The organism is Georgenia sp. Marseille-Q6866, assembly GCF_965111665.1.
The window spans coordinates 24,743-48,484 of the sequence record NZ_CBCOOR010000003.1; the positions used below are offsets into that span (position 1 = coordinate 24,743).

Here is a 23,742-nt window from a genome sequence, read left to right on the forward strand (position 1 = left end):
GGGACGTGAGCCTGTCCGTGGCCGAGGCCCCCAGCCGCCGGCGCACCCGCGTCGACGGTGTCCTCGTGGCCGTCACCTACCGTCCCGCGGGCTCGCCCGTGGGGCTGGTGGGGCGGCTCACCGACGGCAGCACCGAGGTCGACCTCGTGTGGCTGGGCCGCCGCGAGATCCCCGGCATCACGCCCGGCCGGCGGCTCGTCGCCGAGGGCGTCGTCCACTCCGGCGGTCTGCGCCCCACCATCTTCAACCCGGCCTACCGGCTGCTGCGGGAGGACTCATGACCACCGGCCCCACCGACCCGGGCGGCGCGCCCGACAGCGCCCCGGAGGTCGTCGCCGAGGCGGTGACCCGCTCGCGGATGAGCCAGCTCGCCGGCGAGGACTTCTCCGTCGCCGACGCCGTCGGCGGTGTCCGCGGGCTCGTCGAGTCGGTGGCCCCCGGGCTCGTCTTCGTCGTCGTCTACCTCGTCGCGGGCCAGGAGCTCGTGCCCCCGCTCGTCGCGTCTCTCGCCGTCGCGGTCGTCCTCGTCGTCGCCCGGCTCGTCGGCGGCACGCCGGTCACCCAGGCGCTCGGCGGGGTGGTCGGCGTCCTCATCGGCGTGCTGTGGGCGTGGCGCTCGGGCGAGGCGCAGGACTACTTCGCCCTCGGCCTGTGGACCAACGCCATCTACGGAGCCGGCCTGCTCGTCAGCGTCGTCGTGCGCTGGCCGCTCGTCGGCGTCGTCGTCGCCCTCCTGCGCCAGGAGGGCTTCGCCTGGCGCACCGACCCCGCGCAGCGCCCGCGGCTGCGCCGCTACACCGCCGCGACGTGGCTGTGGATCGGTCTCTTCGTCGCGCGTCTGGCCGTCCAGCTGCCGCTCTACCTCGACGCGTCGACGGCCTGGCTGGGCACCGCCCGCCTCGTCATGGGCGTCCCACTGTGGGCCCTGGCCCTGTGGGTCACGTGGCTGCTGGTGCGGGAGCGACCAGCCGCTGCAGCGCAGCCGGGTCAGCCCGCTCACTGAGCACGAGGACGAGCCGGTCCCCGGCGAGCACCCGCTCGTCCGGGTCCGGCGGCACCGGCTCACCGGCCCGGATGATCGCCGAGAGGAAGCAGCCCGGGCCCCAGTCGAGCTCCCGGACGGTGCGGCCGGCGACGGCGGAGCCGGGCGCGAGCGTCACCTCGTGCAGGCTTGTGCCCGAGCCGTGGAAGGAGAAGATCCGCACGAGGTCGCCGACGGTGACGGCCTCCTCGACGAGCGCCGTCATGATCCGCGGCGTGGAGACCTGGACGTCCACACCCCACGCGGAGTCGAACATCCACTCGTTCTTCGGGTTGTTGACCCGCGCGACGACGCGCGGCACCCCGAACTCGGTCTTGGCGAGCAGGGAGATGACGAGGTTGGCCTTGTCGTCGCCGGTCGCGGCGACGACGACGTCGCACGCGTCCACCCCCGCCTCCGCGAGGCTGGAGATCTCGCACGCGTCGGCGAGCTGCCACTCGGCGTCGGCCACCGAGGCGATGCGCATGGCGGCGGGCTGGCGGTCGATGAGGGTGACGGTGTGCCCGTGGGAGAGCAGCTCGCGGGCGATGGACCGGCCCACGCTGCCGGCCCCGGCGATGACGACGCGCATCAGACCTCCTCCTCGCGCGGGGGAGCGGACAGCACCCGCTGGACCTGCTCGACGGCGTCGGTCACCGCGAGCACGTGGAGGAGGTCACCGTCCTGGAGGACCGTCCCGGCATCGGGCAGCAGGCCGGAGCCGCGCCGGGTGAGGAAGGCCGCCCGTGCCCCGGACGCCACCTCGAGGTCGACGAGCGGACGACCCACCCAGCCGCTGTGGACGTCGAGTTGGAGGAGGGACACCCGGCCGGAGGCGTCGCGGTACTCGGCGGCCGCACCGGCGGGGAGCAGGCGCCGGAGCACCTGGTCGGCGGTCCAGCGCACCGTCGCCACGGTGGGGATGCCGAGGCGCTCGTAGACCTCGGCACGCCGCGGGTCGTAGATCCGGGCGACGACGCTGCCCACCCCGAAGGTCTCGCGAGCCACGCGGGCCGCGAGGATGTTGGAGTTGTCGCCGCTGGAGACGGCCGCGAAGCCGTAGGCGTCCTCGATTCCGGTCTGCGACAGGGCGTCGCGGTCGAAGCCGAGGCCGGTGACGCGCTGCCCGGAGAAGTCGTCGGGAAGGCGACGGAAGGCGTCGGGGTTCTGGTCGAGGACGGCGACCGAGTGGCCCTGCTCCTCGAGCTGGACGGCGAGGGAGGCCCCGACGCGGCCACAGCCCATGATGACGAAGTGCACGTCGGCACGCTACCGCGCCCGGGCCTAGCATGACCTTCCGTGACCCTCGACCCCGCGGCCTTCCACCGGGCGCTCCTCGCCCGGCCCCGCGGCAGGCAGCGCCACCCGGCACCGGCCGCGGCACTCGTGGCCCTCGCGGCGCCCGCCGCCGCGAGCGTCGCCGGTCCCGGCATGCTCGCCGACGACCTCGCCCGGTGGGCCGTGCTCGGCACGGTCGGCGCGCTCGGCATCGTCCTCCTCGCCCTCGGCCAGCTGCCCGACGACGCCCCGCGCGGCGGGGACGGGGTGCGCACCCCCGCACTGCTCGTCGAGCGGATCCTCCTCCTCGCCGCGTCGGCGGCCGCCGCCGCCGAGCTTCTCGCCGCTGCCGGCCTCGCCCTGCCGCGCCCGCTCCTCGCGGCCGTCCTCGTCGCGCTCGCCCTCGCGGCCCGGCTCGCCGTCGCGCAGCCGGTCCGACGGCGGGTGACGGCCGGGCTCGGCGTCCTCGCCGCCGTCGTCCTTGCGGTGGTCCTCGCCGCGGGCTTCGGGGCAGCCGCGAGCGGCGTCCTGCCGGACCCCGCGGTCCGCAGCGGGCTCGGCCGCTCGGCGCCCGCGCAGCTGCTCGCCGTGGGCGGGGCCGTGGCCCTCACCGGCGCGGTGCTCCAGCCCGCCCTCCTCGTCAGCCGCCGGCGCGGGCTGCCCCGCGCCGCGGCCGCCGGAGCAGCCGTCGTGCTCGTCGGTGCGCTCGTCGGCGCCCGCCTCGTCGTCAGCGGCGACGCCCTGCTGCTCGGCGTCACGGACGCGGGCCTGGGCGGCTGGGCAGAGCCGTGGGTCGCCGTCGTCCTCGCCGGCGGGCTGCTCGCCGCGGGCACGAGTGCCCTGTCCGGCCTGCCGCGCCCGCCCGGGACGTGGCCCGCGAGCCGGGGCTGGCCCGCCGGTGCTGCCGGCCGCCGGCTCAGCACCGCGGTGGCCGGGGCGGCGGTCGCCGTCGTCCTCCTCGGGGGTGGGCAGCCGTGGCGGCTCGTCGCGTGCTACGCGGCCGCCGTCCTGCTCCTGGCCCTCCTCGCCCTGCTCGCCGGCCGGCGCGAGTGGCGCCGCCGGCTCGAGATCCTCTACCGGCCCGCCGGCCGGCGCACCGCGCGCCGCGCCCGGGCACTCACCGGGGTGGGGGCGGGCGTGTCCGCCGCCCTGCTCCTCCTCGCGGTGCCCCACGGCTGGCCCGCCCTCGTCGCCGTCGCGGTCGGGTCGGCGATGATGTGGGGTGTGAGCCGACACGACCACGAGCTGCGCGCACGACTGGCCCTGGAGCACGTGGCCCAGGACCGGCCGCTGCCGACGGTCGTGCGCGCCTTCGTCGTCGTCACCGAGCTCGACCGGCCCGCCGTGCGGGCCGTCACCTACGCGCGAGCGATGCGGGCAACCTCCGTGGAGACGCTCACCGTGCCGGTCGACGAGGACGCCGCAGCGGCCCTGCGCCGGCAGTGGACCGCACTGGACCTGCCCGTGCCGCTCGTCGAGCTCGCCGCGCCCCCGGGCGACACCGGCGCGGGGGTGGTCGCGCACGTCGCCGCCGCCCGCCGCGCGGAGCCGGACGGGCTCGCCGTCGTCTACCTGCCCGAGACCACCGCCCGGCGCTGGTGGCGCCGGCTGCTGCTCGGCAGCGGACCGCAGCGGCTGCGCACGCGGCTGCTCGCCCTGCCCGGCACCGTCGTCACCACCGTCCCCTGGCCCACCGAGGAGAGCTGAGCACATGGACGTCCTGACCGGGGTCACCGTCGGCCCGCCCGCCCACGGCGGGCACTGCGTGGCCCGCGTCGAGGGCCGCGTCGTCTTCGTGCGCCACTCGGCCCCCGGCGAGGTCGTCGACGTGCGGCTCACCGACGCCGGCGAGGGCCGCAAGTTCTGGCGGGGGGACGCCGTCGCCGTCCACGAGGCCTCCCCGGACCGCGTCCCGAGCCGCTGGCCCGAGGCCGGCCCCGGCGGGGTCGGCGGGGGAGAGCTGGCGCACCTGTCCCTGGCGGCCCAGCGCCGCTGGAAGGCGGAGGTCGTGCGCGACACCCTGCGCCGCATCGGCCACCTCGAGCTCGACCACCTCGGCCCGCTCGTCGTCGAGCCCCTCGGCGAGGACGACGCGCGCGACGGCCTGGGCACGCGCACCCGCATCGACCTCGTCCTGGACGCCGCCTCCCGGCCGGGCATGTACCGCCACCGCACCCACGACGTCGTGCCGCTCGAGCAGATGCCGCTCGCCGTGCCGGCCATCGCCGACGCCGACCTCTTCGCCGCCGGCCGCTGGGACGGCGTGCGGCCCGGCACCCGCCTCGACGTCGTCGCGCCGAGCGAGGGGCCCGTCGTCGTCCTCGCCGACGGCCGGCTCGTCGACCTCGCCGACCCCGCCGGCTCGCTCGCCGCCACGCGCGGGTCCCGCCCGCGCCGAGGACGCCGCGACGCCGGCGCACCGGCCCGGGTGGCCGTGCACGAGCACGTCACCACCGCGGTCGGGGACCTCTCCTACCGCGTCGACGCCACGGGGTTCTGGCAGGTCCACCGCGACGCCCCCGCCGCCCTCGTCGACGCCGTCCTCGCCGCCGCCCGCCCCGAGCCCGGGCAGCGGGTCGTCGACCTGTACTCCGGGGCCGGGCTCTTCACCCTCCCGCTCGCCCGCGCCGTCGGGGAGAGCGGGCGCGTGGACGCCGTCGAGGTCAATGCGCGCGCCGTCACGGACGCCCGCCGCAACCTCCACGACAGCCCGCAGGTCACGCTCCACGTCGCCGGCGTCACCGGCGCGGTCGTCCAGGGCCTGGGCAGCGGTGTCGACGCCGTCGTCCTCGACCCGCCGCGCTCCGGTGCCGGCGCCGAGGTCGTCACGGCGCTCACCGAGCTGCGGCCCCGGCGGATCGTCTACGTCGCCTGCGACCCGGCGGCGCTGGCGCGCGACCTGCGCACCGCCGTCGACCACGGGTACGACGTCACCGGCCTCACCGGCTACGACCTCTTCCCGCACACCCACCACGTCGAGTGCGTCGCGGTGCTCGAGCCCCGCGCGGACTGAGCGGGCGACGACGCGCCGGACCGTTCGGCGTGACTTCACCCAGCCGACAAAGTATCTTGATGTCGAGATAACTTGTGGGTGGCGGCTGCTGCGACGGCTCCACCCGCGTGGGACGATGACCGACAGAAGCGCAGCAGCGAAGCGGCAAGAGGAGCAGATGTGAGCGTCGACAGCTTTGGAGCCCGCTCCACCCTCACGGTGGGCGAGCAGGACTACGAGATCTACCGCCTGGACGCGGTCGAGGGCCTGGAGCGGCTGCCCTACAGCCTCAAGATCCTCGCCGAGAACCTCCTGCGTACCGAGGACGGCGCCAACGTCACCGCCGACCACGTGCGCGCCCTCGCGACGTGGAACCCGGAGGCGGACCCGGACACCGAGATCCAGTTCACCCCGGCCCGCGTCGTCATGCAGGACTTCACCGGCGTGCCGTGCATCGTCGACCTCGCCACCATGCGTGAGGCGATGGTCGACCTCGGCGGCGACCCGACGAAGATCAACCCGCTCGCCCCGGCCGAGCTCGTCATCGACCACTCCGTCGTCGTCGACTCCTTCGGCAACGCGCAGTCCTTCGCCCGCAACGTCGAGCTCGAGTACGAGCGCAATGGCGAGCGCTACCAGTTCCTGCGCTGGGGCCAGACCGCCTTCGACGACTTCAAGGTCGTCCCCCCGGGCACCGGCATCGTCCACCAGGTCAACGTCGAGTACCTGGCCCGCACCGTCATGACCCGCAGTCGAGACACTGCCGACGGCTCCGTGATCACTGCCTACCCCGACAGCTGCGTCGGCACCGACTCCCACACCCCGATGGTCAACGGCCTGGGCGTGCTGGGCTGGGGCGTCGGCGGCATCGAGGCCGAGGCCGCCATGCTCGGCCAGCCGATCAGCATGCTCATCCCCAAGGTCGTCGGCTTCAAGCTGTCCGGTGAGATCCCCGACGGCGCCACCGCGACCGACGTCGTCCTCACGATCACCGAGAAGCTGCGCGACCACGGCGTCGTCGGCAAGTTCGTCGAGTTCTACGGCGAGGGCGTCGCCGCGGTGCCGCTGGCCAACCGCGCGACCATCGGCAACATGAGCCCGGAGTTCGGCTCCACCGTCTCGATCTTCCCGGTCGACGACGTCACCCTCGAGTACCTCCGCCTCACCGGCCGGGAGGAGGCGCAGGTCCAGCTCGTGGAGGCCTACGCCAAGACCCAGGGCCTGTGGCACGACCCGTCCCGCGAGGTGCAGTACTCCGAGTACGTCGAGCTCGACCTCTCCTCGGTCGTGCCCTCGATCGCCGGCCCCAAGCGCCCGCAGGACCGGATCGCGCTGACCAACGCCAAGGACCAGTGGCGCGCGGACATCAAGAACTACGTCGTCAACGGCAACTCGATCGACAAGAGCGAGCTCGACAAGGAGCTCATGGACACCTTCCCGGCGTCCGACCCGACGAGCCCCGACCCGACCCACCACTCCTCCGAGCAGGGCCGCCCGGTCCACTCGGCCGCCCCGCCGAACGGCTACGAGCGCCCGAGCAACCCGGTGCGCGTGACCCTCGAGGACGGCACCGACGTCGAGCTCGACCACGGCGCCGTCGTCATCGCGGCGATCACCTCGTGCACCAACACCTCCAACCCCTCCGTCATGCTGGGCGCCGCCCTGCTCGCGAAGAAGGCCGTCGAGAAGGGCCTGGAGACCAAGCCCTGGGTCAAGACCTCGATGGCCCCCGGCTCGCAGGTCGTGACGAACTACTACGACAAGGCGGGCGTCTGGCCCTACCTCGAGGCGCTCGGATACCACCTCGTCGGCTACGGCTGCACCACGTGCATCGGCAACTCCGGCCCGCTGCCGGAGGAGATCTCGACGGTCGTCAACGAGCACGACCTCGCCGTCGCCTCGGTGCTCTCGGGCAACCGGAACTTCGAGGGCCGGATCAACCCGGACGCGAAGATGAACTACCTCGCCTCGCCGCCGCTCGTCGTCGCCTACGGCCTGGCCGGGACGATGGACTTCGACTTCGAGACCGAGCCGCTCGGGCAGGACAAGGACGGCAACGACGTCTTCCTGCGCGACATCTGGCCCAGCCCGGCCGAGATCGACGCCGTCATCGCCAGCTCCGTCAGCCAGGAGATGTTCGAGGAGGACTACGCCGACGTCTTCGCCGGTGACGAGCGCTGGCGCGAGCTCCCGACGCCGGAGGGCGACACCTTCGCGTGGGACGAGGACTCGACCTACGTCCAGAAGCCCCCGTACTTCGAGGGCATGACCGCGGAGCCGGAGCCCGTCACGGACATCACCGGTGCGCGCGTCCTGGCCAAGCTCGGTGACTCGGTGACCACCGACCACATCTCCCCGGCCGGTGCGATCAAGCCGGACAGCCCCGCGGGCCGCTACCTCGCCGAGCACGGCGTGGCGCGCAAGGACTTCAACTCCTACGGCTCGCGCCGCGGCAACCACGAGGTCATGATCCGCGGCACCTTCGCCAACATCCGGCTGCGCAACCAGCTGCTCGACGGGGTCGAGGGTGGCTTCACGAAGAACTTCCTCTCGGGGGAGCAGGACTCGATCTTCGACGCGTCGATGGCCTACCAGGAGGCCGGCATCCCGCTCGTCGTCCTCGGTGGCAAGGAGTACGGCTCCGGGTCCTCGCGTGACTGGGCCGCCAAGGGCACCACGCTCCTCGGCATCAAGGCCGTCATCGCCGAGAGCTTCGAGCGCATCCACCGTTCCAACCTCATCGGCATGGGCGTCCTGCCGCTGCAGTTCCCGGCCGGCGAGAACGCCGACTCCCTGGGCCTGGACGGCACCGAGACCTTCTCGGTCTCCGGTGTCACCGAGCTCAACGAGGGCCGCACGCCCCGCACCGTCAAGGTGACCGCAGAGAAGGAGGGTGGCGAGACGGTCGAGTTCGACGCCGTCCTGCGCATCGACACCCCCGGCGAGGCGGACTACTTCCGCAACGGCGGCATCCTCCAGTACGTGCTGCGGAGCCTGGTCAAGAAGGCTGCCTGACCCCACGCGCACGGACGGGCCCCGGTCGACAGACCGGGGCCCGTCCCGTTCTTCCGCCCCCACCTCGCCGAGCGCTGACTTGTTACTCCATCCGCGCCGAGCGCTGAGCCGTTGCTCCCACCAGCGCCGAGCGCCCCACCAGCGCCGAGCGCTGACTTGTTACTCCCTCAGCGCCGAGCGCCCCACCAGTGCCGAGCGCTGACTTGTTACTCCTTCAACGCCGAGCGCCCCACCAGCGCCGAGCGCTGACTTGTTACTCCCTCAGCGCCGAGCGCCCCACCAGTGCCGAGCGCTGACTTGTTACTCCTTCAACGCCGAACGCTGACTTGTTACTCGCTACGAGGCGGCCGAGCGGTAGAGGTCGGTGAGGACGAAGATCTCCGAGCCGTGGTGGATGAGCTCACGGTTGAGGTGCAGCACGAGGTGCCCGAACGGCGCGGCGGCGTCGATCTCCGTCGCCTGGCTCAGTCCCACCGTCATGAACTCCTCGTCCTGCACCGACTCGACGCCCGTGCGCCACGCGTCCACCCGGCGGGCGAGCTCCTCGCGGGCCTCGTCGGCGTCCCCGTGGACGACGGCGTCCTGCCGCCGCCGCTGCCGCTCACCGAAGGTCCACTCCCACCGCTCGAAGTAGGTCTCGGTGAGATGGGCGACGAGCCAGGCGATCGTCCGCGGGCCGGGCTCGTCCGGTCCTGCCGGCCACTCCGCCACCCACTCACCGGTCCCGAGCGTGCGCGGGGTGCGTTCCTCCCCGCGGCGCACGACGTTGAGAGCCCCAGGGTGGGGCTCCCGGGTGAACTCCTCCTGCGTCACGGTGGCGAGCCGGCCGGCGAGCTCGAGCCACGAGAAGCCGAGCTGGCCCAGCGCCATCGCCTTCGGTGTCGGTGCCTCGAGGATCGACCAGTCGAACTCGGGAGTGCCGTAGTCGCCTCGCATCGGTGCGCCTCCTGGGGTCTGCGACGTTCAGCACACCGTAGTGCCCGACGGCGGGGCCTCGGAAGGGGGAAGGGCGGCGCGCCGTGGCGCCGCGCGGAGGCACCGTGCCGCGGTGGCGACGGCACTCGCGGCGGGAACACGTCCGCTGTTCGTAACAAGTGAGCTGTCGGCGACAGGGGGTTGCCGAGCGGGGCGTCACAAGTGAGCTGTCGGCGACAGGGGGTTGCCGGGTTGTCGGGCTGTCGGGCTGTCGGTAACAAGTGAGCTGTCGGCGCGAGGGGGCGTGTCGGGGACGACACAGGGGGCGTCGGCGGGGAAGTGGGCGCGGTGGCGCGCGTCGACGTAGGCTGAACCGGCGTGCTGTCACCGATCTGGAAAGGGGAGCGATGAGTCTGCTCGGACGCATCCGCAGGCCCGCGGACCTGCACTCCCTGACCAGCCCCGAGCTCGAGGTTCTGGCCAAGGAGCTGCGGGACTACCTCGTCGACTCGGTCTCCAAGACCGGTGGTCACCTGGGCCCCAACCTCGGCGTCGTCGAGCTCACCCTGGCGATCCACCGCGTCTTCGAGTCGCCGCGCGACCGCGTCGTCTTCGACACCGGCCACCAGTCCTACGTCCACAAGCTTCTCACCGGGCGCCAGGACTTCGCGGACCTGCGCAAGCGCGGCGGCCTGTCCGGCTACCCCAGCCGCACCGAGTCCGAGCACGACATCGTCGAGAACTCCCACGCCTCGACCGCCCTCTCGTGGGCCGACGGCATTGCCCGCGCGCACGAGCTCACCGGCCAAAAGGATCGCCACGTCGTCGCCGTCATCGGTGACGGCGCCCTCACCGGCGGCATGGCCTGGGAGGCGCTCAACAACATCACCGAGGCCCAGGACCGGCGCCTCGTCATCATCGTCAACGACAACGGCCGCTCCTACGCCCCCACCATCGGCGGCTTCGCCCACCACCTCGACGCGCTGCGCACCGCCCGCGGCTACGAGAAGGTGCTCGGCTGGGGCAAGCGCGCCCTGCAGCGCAGCGGCCCGCCCGGGCGGATGACCTACGACGCTCTCCACGGCCTCAAGAAGGGCGTCAAGGACGTCATCGCCCCCCAGGGCATGTTCGAGGACCTGGGCATGAAGTACATCGGCCCGGTCGACGGCCACGACCTCGCCGCCATGGAGTTCGCGCTGCGCCGCGCCAAGGCCTTCGGCAGCCCCGTCATCGTCCATGCGATCACCGAGAAGGGCCGCGGGTACACCCCGGCCATGGAGGACGTCGCCGACCGCTTCCACGCCGTCGGCGTCATCCACCCCGAGACCGGGCTGCCCGTCGCCCCCTCGCGCTTCGGCTGGACCTCGGTCTTCGCCGAGGAGATCGTCGAGATCGCTCGCAAGCGCAGCGACGTCGTCGCCGTCACCGCCGCGATGCTCGCCCCCGTGGGGCTCGCCCCGCTCGCCGAGGAGTTCCCCGAGCGCGTCATCGACGTCGGCATCGCCGAGCAGCACGCGCTCACCTCCGCGGCCGGCATGGCCTTCGCCGGGCTGCACCCCGTCGTCGCGCTCTACGCGACCTTCCTCAACCGCGCCTACGACCAGCTCCTCATGGACGTCGCGCTCCACCGCGCGGGCGTCACCATCGTCCTGGACCGCGCCGGCATCACCGGCGACGACGGTGCCAGCCACAACGGCATGTGGGACCTCGCGCTGCTGCGCACCGTCCCGCGCCTGCGCCTGGCCGCGCCCCGCGACGAGGAGACCCTGCGCGCCGAGCTGCGCGAGGCCGTCGACGTCGACGACGCCCCGACCGTCGTCCGCTACCCCAAGGGCGCCCTGCCCGAGGCGCTGCCCGCGATCGGCCGCGAGGGTGACGTCGACGTCCTCGCCCGCACCGCCGGCGACGGCGGGGCCCGGGTGCTCCTCGTCGGCGTCGGGGTCATGGCGCACACCGCCGTCGCCGCCGCCGCTGCGCTGGGCGCGCAGGGCATCGGCTCGACCGTCGTCGACCCGCGGTGGGTGCTGCCGGTGAGCGAGGACCTCCTGGACCTGGCCGCCAAGCACGACCTCGTCGTCGTCGTCGAGGACGGTCTGGGCACCGGCGGCGTCGGCAGCGCCGTGCGCGACGCCATGGCACAGGCCGGCCACGCGGTCCCCGTGCAGACCCACGGCCTGCCCCACGAGTTCCTCGACCACGCCACCCGCCCGCAGGTCGTCGAGCAGTACCACCTCCAGGCCCAGGACGTCGCCCGGCAGGCGGCCGGCGCCGTCGCGGCCCTCACCTCCGCCGCCGAGCAGTCGCTCGACCGGCCGGTGGAGCGCGACGCCTGACCCTGAAGGTGTGCCCCGTCACACCCGGGTAGCGTCGTGTGAGTGGGCTTACGTGGGTACTCGGGCCTAGGTCCCACGGCCGCGGCCGATCCTGTTCGTACGGTGGTCCTACCGGCACCCGCCGGGGAGGAGAGGGAGACAGCAATGGCTACGACCACCATCCACACGGCGCAGCAGACCGCGGACGCCTGGCAGGGCTTCGCACCCGGCCCGTGGCAGGAGAGCGTCGACGTCCGCGACTTCATCCAGCGCAACTACACCGCCTACGACGGCGACAGCTCGTTCCTCGCCGGGCCCACCGAGCGCACGACGCACGTGTGGAGCACCCTGTCGGCGATGTTCCCCGAGGAGCGCGAGAAGGGCGTGTACGACGTCGACGCGACGACACCGTCGACGATCACCGCCCACGCGCCCGGCTACATCGACGAGGACCGCGAGGTCATCGTCGGCCTGCAGACCGACGCCCCGCTCAAGCGCGCGATCATGCCCTACGGCGGGTGGCGCATGGTCGCGACCTCGCTGGAGACCTACGGCTACGAGGTCGACCCGACGCTCGAGACGATTTTCACGACCTACCGCAAGACCCACAACCAGGGCGTCTTCGACGTCTACCCGCCCGACGTGCGCCGCGCCCGCAGCGCCCACATCGTCACGGGCCTGCCCGATGCCTACGGGCGCGGGCGCATCATCGGCGACTACCGCCGCGTCGCGCTCTACGGCGTCGACGCCCTCATCGAGGCGAGGAAGGCCGACCGCGCCCTCCTCGACACCCAGCGCTCCGTCGAGGACGTCATCCGCGACCGCGAGGAGAACAGCGAGCAGATCCGCGCTCTCCAGGAGCTCAAGGAGATGGCCGCCTCCTACGGCTACGACATCTCCGGCCCCGCCCGCACCGGCCGCGAGGCCGTCCAGTGGCTGTACTTCGCCTACCTCGGCGCGGTGAAGGAGCAGAACGGCGCGGCCATGTCGCTGGGCCGCACCTCGACCTTCCTCGACATCTTCCTCGAGCGGGACATCGCCGCCGGCGTCCTCACCGAGTCCGAGGCCCAGGAGATCATCGACGACTTCGTCATCAAGCTGCGCATCGTGCGCTTCCTGCGCACCCCCGAGTACGACGAGCTCTTCTCCGGTGACCCGACGTGGGTGACCGAGTCGATCGGCGGCGTCGGCGACGACGGGCGCCACCTCGTCACGAAGAACTCCTTCCGGATGCTCCAGACCCTGTACAACCTGGGCCCTGCGCCCGAGCCCAACCTCACCGTGCTGTGGAGCGAGGACCTGCCCGAGGGCTTCAAGCGCTTCTGCGCGCAGGTCTCGATCGACACCTCCGCGATCCAGTACGAGTCCGACTCGCTCATCCGCTCGCAGTGCGGTGACGACGCCGGCATCGCCTGCTGCGTCTCGGCGATGGGGATCGGCAAGCAGATGCAGTTCTTCGGGGCGCGCGTCAACATCGCCAAGGCGCTGCTGTACGCGATCAACGGCGGCCGTGACGAGATCAGCGGCAAGCAGATCGCTCCCGTCACCGAGCCGGCGAGCGGCGACGTCCTCGACTACGACGACGTGCTGGGTCGCTACGACGTCCTGCTCGACTGGCTGGCCGCCACCTACGTCGACGCGCTCAACTGCATCCACTACATGCACGACAAGTACGCCTACGAGCGCCTGGAGATGGCGCTGCACGACCGCGACGTCCTGCGGACGATGGCCTGCGGCATCGCCGGCCTGTCCGTCGCCGCCGACTCGCTCTCGGCGATCCGGTACGCGACCGTGCGGCCGGTGCGGCGCGAGGACGGCCTCGTCGTGGACTTCGAGGTCGAGGGCGACTTCCCGACCTTCGGCAACGACGACGACCGCGTCGACGACATCGCCATCATGCTCGTCGAGCGCTTCATGGCGAAGATCCGCCGCCAGCCCACCTACCGGGACGCCGTGCACACCCAGTCGGTGCTGACGATCACCTCGAACGTCGTCTACGGCAAGCACACCGGCAACACCCCCGACGGCCGCCGCGCGGGGGAGTCCTTCGCCCCTGGCGCCAACCCGATGAACGGGCGCGACACCCACGGCATGCTCGCCTCGGCGCTGTCGGTGGCGAAGCTGCCCTACTCCGAGGCGCAGGACGGCATCTCGCTGACCAACACCGTGGTGCCCTCCGGCCTGGGCCGCACCAAGGACGAGCAGGTCACCAACCTCGCCGGCCTGCTCGACGCCTACATGGGCTCCCAGGGCTTCCACATGAACGTCAACGTCCTCAACCGCGACACGCTCTACGACGCTATGGAGCACCCGGAGAACTACCCCCAGCTCACCATCCGCGTCTCCGGCTACGCGGTGAACTTCGTGCGGCTCACCCGCGAGCAGCAGCTCGACGTCATCTCGAGGACCTTCCACGGACAGGTCTGACGTCCCGCTCCCGGCCCGCCACCCGAGCGGGCCGGGAGCCCACCACTCCGTCGTCGTCAGGGGAGGGAACCGATGAGCCAGGAGCAGACCCTCGTCACCGGCGTCGTCGCCCCCGACGGCATCAACGGCGAGTACGTGGCCGTCCCCGAGGACGCCGTGCCCCGGCTGCGGCGCTCGGCCGGCACCGCCGGCCTCGCGTCGGTGGAGGAGATGGACCGCAGCGAGCACCTCGCCGCCGTCCGCGCCGGTGACATCGGGTCGGTCCACTCCTGGGAGCTCGTCACGGCGGTCGACGGCCCCGGCACCCGGCTCACCGTCTTCCTCGCCGGCTGCCCCCTGCGCTGCCTCTACTGCCACAACCCCGACACCCTGCGCATGCGTGACGGCGAGGCCGTCCGGGTCGACGAGCTGCTGCGCCGGGTCAGGCGCTACGTGCCCGTCTTCAAGGCCACCGGCGGCGGGCTCACAGTCTCCGGCGGGGAGCCGCTCATGCAGCCGGCCTTCCTCACCCGGCTCCTCGAGGGCGCCCGGGCGATGGGCGTGCACACGACGATCGACAGCTCCGGATTCCTCGGCTCCTACGCGAGCACCCGGCTGCTGGACGCGCTCGACCTCGTCCTCCTCGACGTCAAGTCCGGCCTGCCCGACGTGTACCGGGCGACGACGGGACGTGAGCTCCAGCCCACGCTCGACTTCGGCCGCAAGCTGGTGGCCCACGGCAAGGAGATCTGGGTGCGCTTCGTCCTCGTGCCGGGCCTCACCGACGGCTACGACAACGTCGAGGCCGTCGCCGACTACGTCGCGAGCCTGTCCACCGTGACGCGGGTGGAGGTGCTGCCCTTCCACCAGATGGGCCGCGACAAGTGGGAGCGCCTCGGTGCCACCTACCAGCTGGGCGACACCGAGCCGCCGTCGGCGGAGCTGGTGGACAGGGTCCGGACCCAGTTCCGGAGCAGAGGCCTCACCACCTACTGACCCCGCCCTTCCGCATATGCGGGAAAAGCGCAGCCGTCCGGCGGACAGAGCCGCATTTTTCCCGCATATGCGGAACAAGGGGGGCTAGGGGAGGGTGGCTACCCCTCGCTCTAAGAAGCGGCGGCCGGTCACGGCCTCGGACGTCCCTGTGCGGTCGAGGTAGGGGGTGATGCCGCCGTTGTGGAGCGGCCAGCCGGCACCGAGCACCATGGCGAGGTCGACGTCGCGGGCGTCGGCCACGACGCCGTCGTCGAGGAGGAGACGCACCTCCTGGGCGAGGGCGCGGCGCACGCGCTCGAGGACGCCGTCGGCGTCCAGCGGCTCGGGCAGCGGCCGGGAGCCGAAGAACCGGTCGAGGTCCTCGCGCACGGCCGAGGCGGCGCTCGGCCGCTCGTCCACGGTGAAGCGCTCGCCCTCGGCGACCATCCGCTCGAGCCCCGGCGAGTGCGGGTAGCGGTCCCCGAGGGTGTGGCGCAGCTCGTCGAGCACGTGCATCGCGACCGCGGGCCCCACGAGCTGGAGGAGCTGGAAGGGTCCCATCGGCAGGCCCATCGGGCGCAGCGCACGGTCCGCCACGGACACCTCCGTGCCCTCCTCCAGGGTGCCGAGCACCTCGCCGAGCAGCCGTACGAGCACCCGGTTGACGACGAATCCCGGCGCGTCCTGGCAGGCGATCGCGCTCTTGCGGGCCCCGGCGGCGACGGCGAAGGCGGTCGCGTAGGCGGCCTCGGAGGTGTGCGGGGTGCGGACGACCTCGACGAGCGGCATCTGCGCCACCGGGTTGAAGAAGTGCAGCCCCACGACCCGCTCGGGGTGCTCGAGCCCCGCCGCCATCTCGGTGACGGACAGGGCGGAGGTGTTCGTCGCGAGGACGCAGTCGGGCCCGACGACGGGCTCGACCTCGGCGAAGACCCGCTGCTTGACGGCGAGCTCCTCGAAGACGGCCTCGACGACGAGGTCGCAGCCGGCGAGCTCGGACAGGTCCGCAGTGGCCGTCACCCGGGCCCGCAGCTCCTCCGCCCGCGTCTCGTCCAGCCGGCCCGAGCGCTCGAGCCGGGCCACCTGCTCGTGGACGTGGCGCAGGCCGGCGGCAGCGCGGTCGTCGTCGAGGTCGCGCATGACGACGGGCACGCGCAGCGCCCGGGCGAGGAGGACGGCGAGCTGGCTGGCCATGAGTCCCGCCCCGAGGAGGCCCACGCGGCGCACCGGCCGCGCGAGCTCCTCGGGCGGCGCGCCGGCGGGCCGGCGGGCGCGGCTGCGGGTGAGGTCGAAGGCGTAGAGGCCGGCGCGCAGCTGGTCGGACATGATGAGCTCGGTGAGCGCGAGGTCCTCGGCGGCGAAGCCCTCCGCGCGCGAGGCGGTGCGGGCGGCGGCCACGAGCTCCAGCGCGCGCTGCGGTGCGGGCGCCCCGCCCTCGGTGCGGCGCGCCACGAGCCCCTGGCGCGCGCCGACAGCCTGCTCCCACGCCTCCGCGTCGGAGGTGTGGTCGGTGCGGACCGGGTCGATGGCGCCGGAGAGCACCTCGGTGACCCACGCCAGCGCGCCGTCGCGGAAGTCGTCCCCGCCACGCTGGACGCTGTCGACGAGGCCGAGGTCCAGGGCCTGCTGCGCGTCGAGAGTCCGCTGGCGTGCCGGGTTGTCGAGGATGACCTGAAGCGCAGCCTCGGGGCCGACGAGCCTGGGCAGGAGGTAGCACCCGCCCCACCCGGGCACGAGCCCGAGGGACGTCTCGGGCAGCCCGAGCGGTGCGGCGTCGGCCGCCGCCACGCGGTAGCGGCAGGCAAGGGCGAGCTCGAGACCGCCGCCCAGGGCGAGGCCGCTGAGGAGGGCGAAGCTCGGGAGGTCGCCCAGGAGGGTGACGATGCGGTGCCCGGCCTCGGCCACCGCGCGGGCGTCCTCGACGCGCGCCATCGAGCCGACGGCGCGCAGGTCCGCGCCGGCCGCGAAGCAGCCCGGCGTGCCGGTGAGGGCGACGGCGGTGATCTCGCCGTCGTGCAGGCGGGTGGCGCAGGCCGTCAGCGCCTCCTCGAGGGCCGCGATGCTCCGCGGGCCGAGGGTGGCGGGCCGGCCGTCGGTCCCGGCCATGGTGACCAGCGCGAGCGTGCCGGTGGCCAGCGAGACGTTCTCGACGCTGATCGTCGTGGTGGGTGTCATCGTCACTCCCTTGTGATGGGTACCGACGACCGACAGTACCGGGTACCTCGCCCGGCGTCTCCCTCCGCGGGTCAGGCGTTGCGCATCGCCTCGGCCAGCGGCGCCGCCGTGAGCTCGACCTGCCACGGACGGGCGCCCTGCTCCTCGAGCGCAGCGCGCACCGACGTCTCGTCGACGACGTCCGGCGGCGTCCAGGCGATCTGGCGCTGGACGGCGGGGGACAGGAGGTTCTCCTGCGGGACGTCGTGCTCCTCGGCGAGGGCGCGGACGGCGGCTCTGACGGCGTCGAGGCGCCCCGCCGCGGCCGGGTCCTTCTCCGCCCACGCGCGCGGCGGGGGCGGGGTGCCGGTCGTCGACGCCAGCCGGCGCGGCGGGTGCTCCGAGGCGGGCAGCGCGAGCGCCCGCTCGACGGCGGACCACCAGTACTCGCTGGAGCGCCGCGTGCCCTTGCCGGAGAACTCCGGGAGCGCGACGAGCGCCCGCTCGCTGCGGGGCAGGGCGAGCGCGGCGGCGACGATGGCGCGGTCGGGGAGCACGCGGCCGGGGGAGCGGTCGCGTTTGCGGGCCAGCTCGTCACGCGCCTCCCACAGCTCGCGGACGACGGCGATCCCCTGGCCGCCGCGGACGGCGTGCATGCCGGAGGTGCGCCGCCACGGGTCCACGCGCGGGGACGGGTCCGGTGCGACGCGCACGGCCTCGAACTCCTGGCGGGCCCACTCGAGCTTGCCGGCCTCCTCGAGCGCCGCGGCCAGCCGGTCGCGCAGCTCGATGAGGAACTCCACGTCCAGGGCGGCGTAGCGCAGCCAGTCCTCGGGCAGCGGCCGGGTGGACCAGTCGGCCGCGGAGTGCTCCTTGGCCAGGGAGTAGCCGAGCTCCTCGGCGATGATCGCGCCGAGGCCGACCTTGGCGCGCCCGAGCAGCCGCGCGGCGAGCTCGGTGTCGAAGAGGGAGGTGGGGTACATCTCGAGGTCGTGGAAGCCGGGCAGGTCCTGGTTGGCGGCGTGCAGCACCCACTCGGTGCCGTCGAGCACCTCCCCGATCTCGTGGAGCTCACCGGTCGCGATGGGGTCGATGAGGAGCGTGCCGGCACCCTCGCGCCGGAGCTGGACGAGGTAGGTGCGCTGGCCGTAGCGGTAGCCCGAGGCGCGCTCGGCGTCGGCGGCGACCGGGCCGCTGCCCGCAGCCAGGGCCTTGGCAGCGCGGGCGAGGCCCTCACGCGTGGTGATGACGGGCGGGGTGCCCTCGCGCGGCTCGGTGACGGGGACCAGCTGGGGCGTCTCGACGTCGACGGGCTCGGTCATGGGGGTCACGGTAAGCCCGGCGCGGCCCGTCGGCCGTACAGGCGCGCGGTTCGGGCCGAGACCGTGACGAACACCGCTCGTCTCAGCGGCGCGGCGTCAGCGCGGTGACGCCGTCGGGCAGCGGCTCGAGGCCGCAGGCGGAGGAGGCGAGCTGGGTCCAGGCCATGAGGTGGGGCCCGAGGTCGGTCGTGTTGGGCGACCACGACGCGCGCACCTCGATCTCGACGTCCTGGTCGCGCAGGACGAGCCCACCGAAGCTCTCCGACAGCACGCGGGTGACCGTGCCGGACAGCGAGTGGTAGCCGGCGCCGGCGGAGGCGAGGGCGTCGGTGAGCCAGGCCCAGCCGACCTCGCCGAGGAGCGGGTCGGCACCGAGCTCGTCCTCGAGCCGCGCGCGGGCCATGGCGATGACCCGGAAGGTCCCGTTCCAGGCGCTCTGCCCCTCGGGGTCGTGGAGGACGACGAAGCGTCCGCTGCCGAGGAGCGACTCGGGCTCCGCCGTCGGGTTGACCTCGGCGGTGAGCGCCAGGGCGTACGGGGCGATCCGCGTGGGGGCGGGCACCTCCTCCAGGCGCACCTCGGGCCGCTGGCGGAGCCCGCGCAGACTGAGGAGCGCCTCCTCGAATGCGGGCGGAACCTGCGCACCGTCGCTGTTCACGCCCCCAGGCTAGGGCGGCACGCACGGAACGCGGTCGTGGCGCGCCGGTAGACTCGCCGGGCCCCCGCCGCCCAACCCCGGAGGAGCGCCCGTGGCCGACTTCCGTCCCGTCCTGCTCGGCACCGACCTTGGCGTGTACTCGATCGCCCGCTCGTTCCACGAGGCGTACGGCGTCCGCTCGATCGTCGTGTCCAACCAGAGCCGTGGGCCGGTCGACCACTCCCGCATCCTCGACAACGTCCTCGTCGGGGCGGGTGCGAGCGAGGAGCAGACCGTCGCGGCCCTCGTCGACGTCGCCCGGCAGCACGCCGGCACCCCGCTCCTGCTGCTCGTCAACGCCGAGCACGAGGTGGAGATGCTCGTGCGCCACCGCGCGGTCCTCGAGGAGCACTACGTCATCCCCTACGCGTCCAACGAGGTGCTCACCGCCGCGGGGGACAAGGAGGTGCTGGCCGCGGCCTGCGAGCGGCTGGGTGTCGCGACGCCGGCCACCCGCGCCGTCGACCTCGCCGCCGCCGACGACGGCGGGTGGGCACCGCCGCGGCTCGACCTCACCTTCCCCGTGGTGCTCAAGCCGGCCGTCAGCGCCGAGCACCTCCTCCTGTCCTACGAGGGCAAGCGCAAGGTCTACAGCGCCGCCACCCAGGCGGAGGCCGACGCCGTCCTGCGGCGCCTCGCCGCGGCTGGGCTGCGCGACGTGGTCCTCGTCCAGGAGCTCATCCCCGGCGACGACACCCAGGGCCGCACCGTCACCTGCTACGTCGACCGATCCGGCGAGGTGACGCTCATGGCGTCGGGGCAGCTGCTCCTTCAGCTGCACGCGCCGACGATGATCGGGAACTCGGCGACCATCCTCACCGAGGCGCAGCCGGAGATCGAGGCGCAGGCCGCGGCGGTCCTCGGTGAGCTCGGGTTCACCGGCTTCGCGAACTTCGACGTCAAGGTCGACCCGCGCGACGGCCGCGCGCACTTCCTCGACCTCAACCCGCGTATCGGGCGGCCGAACTACTTCCTCAACGTCGCGGGACGGAACCCCGCCCGCGCCGTCGTCGCGGACTTCGCGGCCGAGCTCGGCGCGGCCCCCGCGTCCGGGCCGCTGTACCGGCCCGAGCAGGAGGTGGGGGTCTACTCCTACCTGCCGTGGCGGCTCGTGCGCCGCTACCTCACCGACCCCGAGCTGCGACGCCGCGTGGGGCGCATCCACCGCACCCGCCGCTTCACCCACCCGCTGGCCTACCCGCTCGACCGGGACCCGCGCCGCGGCTTCTACCGCGCCGCCTCCACGGCCAACCTCGTGCGGGACTTCACGGAGCACTACCCGGAGCCCACGCCCACCGGGCTCTGAGTCGGGGCGTCGGGCGGGCGCAGTGTCAGGCGCCGGACTCGCGCACGGCCGTGAACCAGCGGTCCTGCGGCCAGGACGCGACGTCGGGGTTGTCGTCGACGCCGGTGAGCTGCCAGCGCACGACGCCCGGCAGGTCGAGGAGCAGCACCCGCCCACTGTGCGGGTCGACGTGCGCCTCGCCCCGCCGCCCGTCCTCGACGTGGTCGAGGGACACCACGACGCAGCCGGCGGCGCAGGGCGACCAGCCCACGACCTCGCCGAGCCGCCAGTCCTCGCCCGGCCTGCCCCAGACGTGGAGCCGCTCGGGCTGCAGGAGCCGGTCGGTCCACCCGAGCCAGCCCCGGAGCGGCGGGCCCGTCTCGACCCGGCGCCCCCGCACCGCGACCCGCGACCCCGCCGGGCCGGTCGTCACGGTGCTACCGTCCGTGACGAGCCGGGCCAGCCTGCCGTGCCGCCAGTACTCCTCGGACGACGGCGTCCCGGCCTCGACGCCGGCGCCGCGGGCGTGGACCCGGTCGGTCCGGGCGCTGAGCATGGCCGACACGAGCCGGCCGAGGCCGGGCAGGGGCGGTGGTGGGCTCACACCGCGAACCTAGGGCTTCCGCTGCCGCGCCGCGTGCCGATGGACGGAGACGGTGACCGAGACGGTGACGTCGACGGCGTCGGGCAGGGCCGCGACGGCAGCGGCGAGTGCGTCCCGGTCGACGTGGTGGGCGCTGGGGCCCATGAGGGCCTCGAGGGTGACGTCCTCGCGAGTCATCGCCGCGCGGTACCGCACCGCCCGCTCCTCGACGACGGTGAAGTCGGCGAGCTGCCGGGCGAGCCGGTCCGCCTTGTCCGGCGCGACGCCGATCATCCCGAGCGGCCCGATGATCTCCGCCAGGTGGTCCTGGGCCGGGGCGACGACGACGAGCCGCCCCTCCGGCGCGAGCACCCGCCCGATCTCCGGGGGGTTGCGGGGCCCGAACACGCTGAGCACCGCCGCGGCCGAGCCGGTGGCGAGCGGCAGGCGCTGCCAGACGTCGGCGCGCACCGCCGCGAGGCGGGGATGGGCGCGGGCGGCGCGGCGGGCGGCGTAGGGCGAGAGCTCGACGTCGACCCCGACGGCGCGGGGGAGCGCGTCGAGCACCGTGGCGAGGTAGTAGCCGGTCCCACCCGCGAGGTCGACGACGAGGGGCGGGGCGCCGTCGTCGTCGGCTGCCGGGACGGTGCCCACCGCCCGGGCCAGGGAGTCGGCGATCGGTGCGTAGTGCCCGCGGCCGAGGAAGGCCTCGCGGGCGGCGACCATGTCCGCGGTGTCGCCCTGGCCGGCGCGGCTGCCGCCCGCCAGGAGGGTGAGGTAGCCCTGCCGGGCGAGGTCGAAGCCGTGGCCCTCGGCGCAGCGCACCGTGCGGTCCGTCCGCGTGAGCGGGGCGGCGCACACCGGGCAGCGCAGGTGCGGCAGGACGAGGTCGATGCGCGGGTTCTCCATGACGGCCGCCAGCCTATGGGGTCACCTAGAGTTGTCCGGTGCTCATCCTCCTGCCGCCCTCGGAGTCCAAGTCCACCCGCAGCAGGGGCAAGCCGGCCGACCCGGCCGAGCTCAGCTTCCGCGAGCTCGTCGGACCGCGCCGCACGGTCGCGGCCGAGCTCGCCGCCGTGAGCGCCCGCCCGGACGCCCTCGAGGTGCTCGGTGTCGGTGCGAGCCTGGCGCAGGAGGTCGCCGGCAACCTCCGCCTCGACACCGCGCCCGCGCTGCCGGTGCGCGAGCTGTACACCGGCGTCCTCTACGACGCCCTCGACCTCGCCGGCATGGACACCGCCGCCCGGCGCCGGGCCGGCCGGTGGCTCGTCGTCGTCTCCGCGCTCCACGGCGCCCTGCGGATGGGCGACCGCGTCGCGCCCTACCGCCTCGCGATGAACGTCACGCTGCCCGGCACCGGCCCGCTCGCCCGCTTCTGGCGCGAGCACCTCGACGCGACGCTGACGACGGCGGCCGGTGACGGCGTCGTCGTCGACTGCCGCTCCTCCACCTACGCTGCCGCCGGGTCCCCGCGCGGCGCCGCGGCCGAGAAGTGGGTCCAGGTCCGCGTCCCGGGCGCCAGCCACATGGCCAAGCACACCCGCGGGCTCGTCGCCGGCCACCTGTGCCGCACCGGCGCCACCCCGCGCACCCCGGAGCAGCTGGCCGAGGAGCTGGCGGGCAACTTCACGGTCGTCGGCCTCACCGCGCCCGCGCGCCCGGGCAAGGCCTGGGTGCTGGACGTCACCGCGGAATAGAAGCGGGCGGTCCCGGTTGGACCCGGGTAGACCACCCCTCGACGAAAGGTGCCCGATGCCTCTCCCGCTCTCCATCCTCGACCTCGCCACCGTGGGCCGCAGCCAGACCGTCGCCGAGTCCCTCGCCGGGACCGTCGCCCTGGCGCAGAAGGCCGAGGAGACGGGCTACACGCGGGTCTGGTACGCCGAGCACCACAACATGGCCGCCATCGCGTCCTCGGCCACGTCCGTGCTCATCGCGCACGTCGCCGCGCACACGAGGACGATCCGCCTCGGCTCGGGCGGCGTCATGCTCCCCAACCACTCGCCGCTGACGATCGCCGAGCAGTACGGCACCCTCGAGACGCTCCACCCGGGCCGCATCGACCTGGGGCTGGGCCGCGCGCCGGGCACCGACCAGAACACGATGCGCGCCCTGCGCCGGGACAACAGCTCCGCCGACACCTTCCCCGAGGACGTCCTCGAGCTCCAGGGCTACCTCCAGGGCCAGTCGCGCATCCCGGGCGTGGACGCCTACCCCGGCAAGGGCACCGACGTCCCGCTCTACATCCTCGGCTCCTCGCTCTTCGGCGCCGGGCTCGCCGCCACGCTCGGCCTGCCCTACGCCTTCGCCTCCCACTTCGCGCCCGCCGCGCTGCACGAGGCCATCGCGCTGTACCGGCGGGAGTTCGAGCCCTCCGCACAGCTCGACAAGCCGCACGTCATCGCCGCCTACAACGTCGTCGCCGCGGACCAGCAGGCCGACGCCGAGCGCCAGCAGCAGGAGGTCATGCGAGGCCGCGTCGCGCTGCTACTGCGCCCGGGCACCCAGTACACCGACGAGCAGGCCGACGCGCTCCTCGCCTCGCCCCAGGGCCGCCACCTCACGCAGATGATGACCTACAGCGCCGTCGGCACCCCCGACGTCGTGCGGGACAAGGTGACCGAGTTCGGCGAGCAGACCGGCGCCGACGAGATCATCGTCGCCCACCAGGGCCCCACGGTGGAGGAGCGGCTGCGCTCCGCCGAGCTGCTCGCGGAGGCCTACCTCACCTGAGCCGGCCCGGCCCGCCTCGCGCACGTCGCCCCCGACCGCACCTAGGGTGGGGGG

19 protein-coding genes are annotated in these 23,742 nt (G+C 73.8%); 11 read left to right on the top strand and 8 right to left on the bottom strand.

All coding sequences use genetic code 11. The features are described 5' to 3' along the window. The first annotated feature begins 5 nt into the window (after positions 1 to 5). Together ACWPXV_RS03445 and ACWPXV_RS03450 are read left to right on the top strand one after the other, a co-directional pair. The gene (locus ACWPXV_RS03445; RefSeq protein ID WP_454083914.1) at positions 6 to 281 is read left to right on the top strand and encodes an OB-fold nucleic acid binding domain-containing protein; all 276 of its coding nucleotides are present in this window, start codon (positions 6 to 8) and stop codon (positions 279 to 281) included. Beyond that, the gene (locus ACWPXV_RS03450; RefSeq protein ID WP_454083915.1) at positions 278 to 1,003 is read left to right on the top strand and encodes a DUF3159 domain-containing protein; all 726 of its coding nucleotides are present in this window, start codon (positions 278 to 280) and stop codon (positions 1,001 to 1,003) included. The genes ACWPXV_RS03445 and ACWPXV_RS03450 overlap by 4 nt, the downstream gene beginning before the upstream one ends. On the opposite strand, the gene ACWPXV_RS03455 is transcribed toward ACWPXV_RS03450, so the two are convergent. Both ACWPXV_RS03455 and ACWPXV_RS03460 read right to left on the bottom strand, forming a co-directional pair. Further along, positions 939 to 1,613: a potassium channel family protein gene (locus tag ACWPXV_RS03455; protein WP_454083916.1), complete on the bottom strand. Its 675-nt coding sequence runs from the start codon at positions 1,611 to 1,613 to the stop codon at positions 939 to 941. The genes ACWPXV_RS03450 and ACWPXV_RS03455 overlap by 65 nt on opposite strands. Continuing rightward, positions 1,613 to 2,266: a potassium channel family protein gene (locus ACWPXV_RS03460; RefSeq protein WP_454084105.1), complete on the bottom strand. Its 654-nt coding sequence runs from the start codon at positions 2,264 to 2,266 to the stop codon at positions 1,613 to 1,615. Before ACWPXV_RS03460 ends, ACWPXV_RS03455 begins: the two co-directional genes overlap by 1 nt. A gap of 54 nt (positions 2,267 to 2,320) precedes the next feature. Between ACWPXV_RS03460 and ACWPXV_RS03465 the strand changes: the two genes are divergently transcribed. From ACWPXV_RS03465 to ACWPXV_RS03475, 3 genes are all read left to right on the top strand, one after another. After that, entirely contained in the window at positions 2,321 to 4,006 is a 1,686-nt protein-coding gene (locus tag ACWPXV_RS03465) for a hypothetical protein (protein ID WP_454083917.1), read from the top strand. 4 nt (positions 4,007 to 4,010) lie between these two features. Next, the gene (locus ACWPXV_RS03470) at positions 4,011 to 5,312 is read left to right on the top strand and encodes a class I SAM-dependent RNA methyltransferase (RefSeq protein WP_454083918.1); all 1,302 of its coding nucleotides are present in this window, start codon (positions 4,011 to 4,013) and stop codon (positions 5,310 to 5,312) included. Positions 5,313 to 5,471: 159 nt separating this feature from the next. After that, positions 5,472 to 8,306 (top strand): aconitate hydratase, encoded by a 2,835-nt coding sequence (locus tag ACWPXV_RS03475; RefSeq protein ID WP_454083919.1) that lies wholly within the window; start codon positions 5,472 to 5,474, stop codon positions 8,304 to 8,306. A 336-nt stretch (positions 8,307 to 8,642) separates the two neighbouring features. Here the strand turns inward: ACWPXV_RS03475 and ACWPXV_RS03480 are convergent, their stop codons facing one another. Then, entirely contained in the window at positions 8,643 to 9,242 is a 600-nt protein-coding gene (locus ACWPXV_RS03480; protein ID WP_454083920.1) for a DinB family protein, read from the bottom strand. A gap of 386 nt (positions 9,243 to 9,628) precedes the next feature. Here ACWPXV_RS03480 and dxs point away from each other — a divergent pair, with 386 nt between their 5' ends. The 3 genes from dxs (at position 9,629) to pflA (ending at position 14,935) form a co-directional block, all read left to right on the top strand. Continuing rightward, positions 9,629 to 11,554, top strand: coding sequence for a 1-deoxy-D-xylulose-5-phosphate synthase (gene dxs / locus ACWPXV_RS03485; protein ID WP_454083921.1), 1,926 nt, complete (start codon positions 9,629 to 9,631; stop codon positions 11,552 to 11,554). Between the two features lie 144 nt (positions 11,555 to 11,698). After that, complete coding sequence (pflB, locus tag ACWPXV_RS03490) at positions 11,699 to 13,960, top strand: formate C-acetyltransferase (RefSeq protein ID WP_454083922.1); 2,262 nt, start codon at positions 11,699 to 11,701, stop codon at positions 13,958 to 13,960. 72 nt (positions 13,961 to 14,032) lie between these two features. Further along, positions 14,033 to 14,935: a pyruvate formate-lyase-activating protein gene (gene pflA / locus ACWPXV_RS03495; protein WP_454083923.1), complete on the top strand. Its 903-nt coding sequence runs from the start codon at positions 14,033 to 14,035 to the stop codon at positions 14,933 to 14,935. 84 nt (positions 14,936 to 15,019) lie between these two features. Here the strand turns inward: pflA and ACWPXV_RS03500 are convergent, their stop codons facing one another. From ACWPXV_RS03500 to ACWPXV_RS03510, 3 genes are all read right to left on the bottom strand, one after another. Next, positions 15,020 to 17,089, bottom strand: a complete 2,070-nt coding sequence (locus ACWPXV_RS03500) for a 3-hydroxyacyl-CoA dehydrogenase NAD-binding domain-containing protein (RefSeq protein WP_454083924.1) — start codon at positions 17,087 to 17,089, stop codon at positions 15,020 to 15,022. Positions 17,090 to 17,160: 71 nt separating this feature from the next. Next, a complete protein-coding gene (locus ACWPXV_RS03505) occupies positions 17,161 to 18,390 on the bottom strand; it encodes an HRDC domain-containing protein (protein WP_454083925.1) in 1,230 nt (409 codons plus the stop codon). Positions 18,391 to 18,472: 82 nt separating this feature from the next. Then, positions 18,473 to 19,048, bottom strand: coding sequence for a DUF3000 domain-containing protein (locus tag ACWPXV_RS03510; RefSeq protein ID WP_454083926.1), 576 nt, complete (start codon positions 19,046 to 19,048; stop codon positions 18,473 to 18,475). Between the two features lie 91 nt (positions 19,049 to 19,139). On the opposite strand from ACWPXV_RS03510, the gene ACWPXV_RS03515 reads away from it, so the two are divergent. Then, positions 19,140 to 20,393 carry a carboxylate--amine ligase gene (locus ACWPXV_RS03515; protein ID WP_454083927.1) on the top strand — a complete coding sequence of 418 codons (1,254 nt, stop codon included), beginning with the start codon at positions 19,140 to 19,142 and terminating at the stop codon, positions 20,391 to 20,393. 25 nt (positions 20,394 to 20,418) lie between these two features. Here ACWPXV_RS03515 and ACWPXV_RS03520 read toward each other — a convergent pair whose 3' ends face one another. Together ACWPXV_RS03520 and ACWPXV_RS03525 are read right to left on the bottom strand one after the other, a co-directional pair. Next, a complete protein-coding gene (locus ACWPXV_RS03520) occupies positions 20,419 to 20,976 on the bottom strand; it encodes a hypothetical protein (RefSeq protein ID WP_454083928.1) in 558 nt (185 codons plus the stop codon). Between the two features lie 9 nt (positions 20,977 to 20,985). Beyond that, positions 20,986 to 21,864, bottom strand: a complete 879-nt coding sequence (locus ACWPXV_RS03525) for a putative RNA methyltransferase (protein WP_454083929.1) — start codon at positions 21,862 to 21,864, stop codon at positions 20,986 to 20,988. A gap of 38 nt (positions 21,865 to 21,902) precedes the next feature. On the opposite strand from ACWPXV_RS03525, the gene ACWPXV_RS03530 reads away from it, so the two are divergent. Together ACWPXV_RS03530 and ACWPXV_RS03535 are read left to right on the top strand one after the other, a co-directional pair. Next, positions 21,903 to 22,652 carry a YaaA family protein gene (locus tag ACWPXV_RS03530; protein ID WP_454083930.1) on the top strand — a complete coding sequence of 250 codons (750 nt, stop codon included), beginning with the start codon at positions 21,903 to 21,905 and terminating at the stop codon, positions 22,650 to 22,652. A gap of 55 nt (positions 22,653 to 22,707) precedes the next feature. Then, positions 22,708 to 23,688, top strand: a complete 981-nt coding sequence (locus ACWPXV_RS03535) for an LLM class flavin-dependent oxidoreductase (protein ID WP_454083931.1) — start codon at positions 22,708 to 22,710, stop codon at positions 23,686 to 23,688. Positions 23,689 to 23,742: the final 54 nt, after the last annotated feature.

Bases quoted from the DNA above. Each gene is read 5' to 3' on its own strand.
- ACWPXV_RS03450 (WP_454083915.1), top strand. From the start codon at position 278: ATGACCACCGGCCCCACCGACCCGGGCGGCGCGCCCGACAGCGCCCCG.
- ACWPXV_RS03455 (WP_454083916.1), bottom strand. From the start codon at position 1,613: ATGCGCGTCGTCATCGCCGGGGCCGGCAGCGTGGGCCGGTCCATCGCC.
- ACWPXV_RS03460 (WP_454084105.1), bottom strand. From the start codon at position 2,266: ATGGGCTGTGGCCGCGTCGGGGCCTCCCTCGCCGTCCAGCTCGAGGAG.
- ACWPXV_RS03470 (WP_454083918.1), top strand. From the start codon at position 4,011: ATGGACGTCCTGACCGGGGTCACCGTCGGCCCGCCCGCCCACGGCGGG.
- ACWPXV_RS03480 (WP_454083920.1), bottom strand. From the start codon at position 9,242: ATGCGAGGCGACTACGGCACTCCCGAGTTCGACTGGTCGATCCTCGAG.
- dxs (WP_454083921.1), top strand. From the start codon at position 9,629: ATGAGTCTGCTCGGACGCATCCGCAGGCCCGCGGACCTGCACTCCCTG.
- pflB (WP_454083922.1), top strand. From the start codon at position 11,699: ATGGCTACGACCACCATCCACACGGCGCAGCAGACCGCGGACGCCTGG.
- pflA (WP_454083923.1), top strand. From the start codon at position 14,033: ATGAGCCAGGAGCAGACCCTCGTCACCGGCGTCGTCGCCCCCGACGGC.
- ACWPXV_RS03500 (WP_454083924.1), bottom strand. From the start codon at position 17,089: ATGACACCCACCACGACGATCAGCGTCGAGAACGTCTCGCTGGCCACC.
- ACWPXV_RS03505 (WP_454083925.1), bottom strand. From the start codon at position 18,390: ATGACCGAGCCCGTCGACGTCGAGACGCCCCAGCTGGTCCCCGTCACC.
- ACWPXV_RS03525 (WP_454083929.1), bottom strand. From the start codon at position 21,864: ATGGAGAACCCGCGCATCGACCTCGTCCTGCCGCACCTGCGCTGCCCG.
- ACWPXV_RS03535 (WP_454083931.1), top strand. From the start codon at position 22,708: ATGCCTCTCCCGCTCTCCATCCTCGACCTCGCCACCGTGGGCCGCAGC.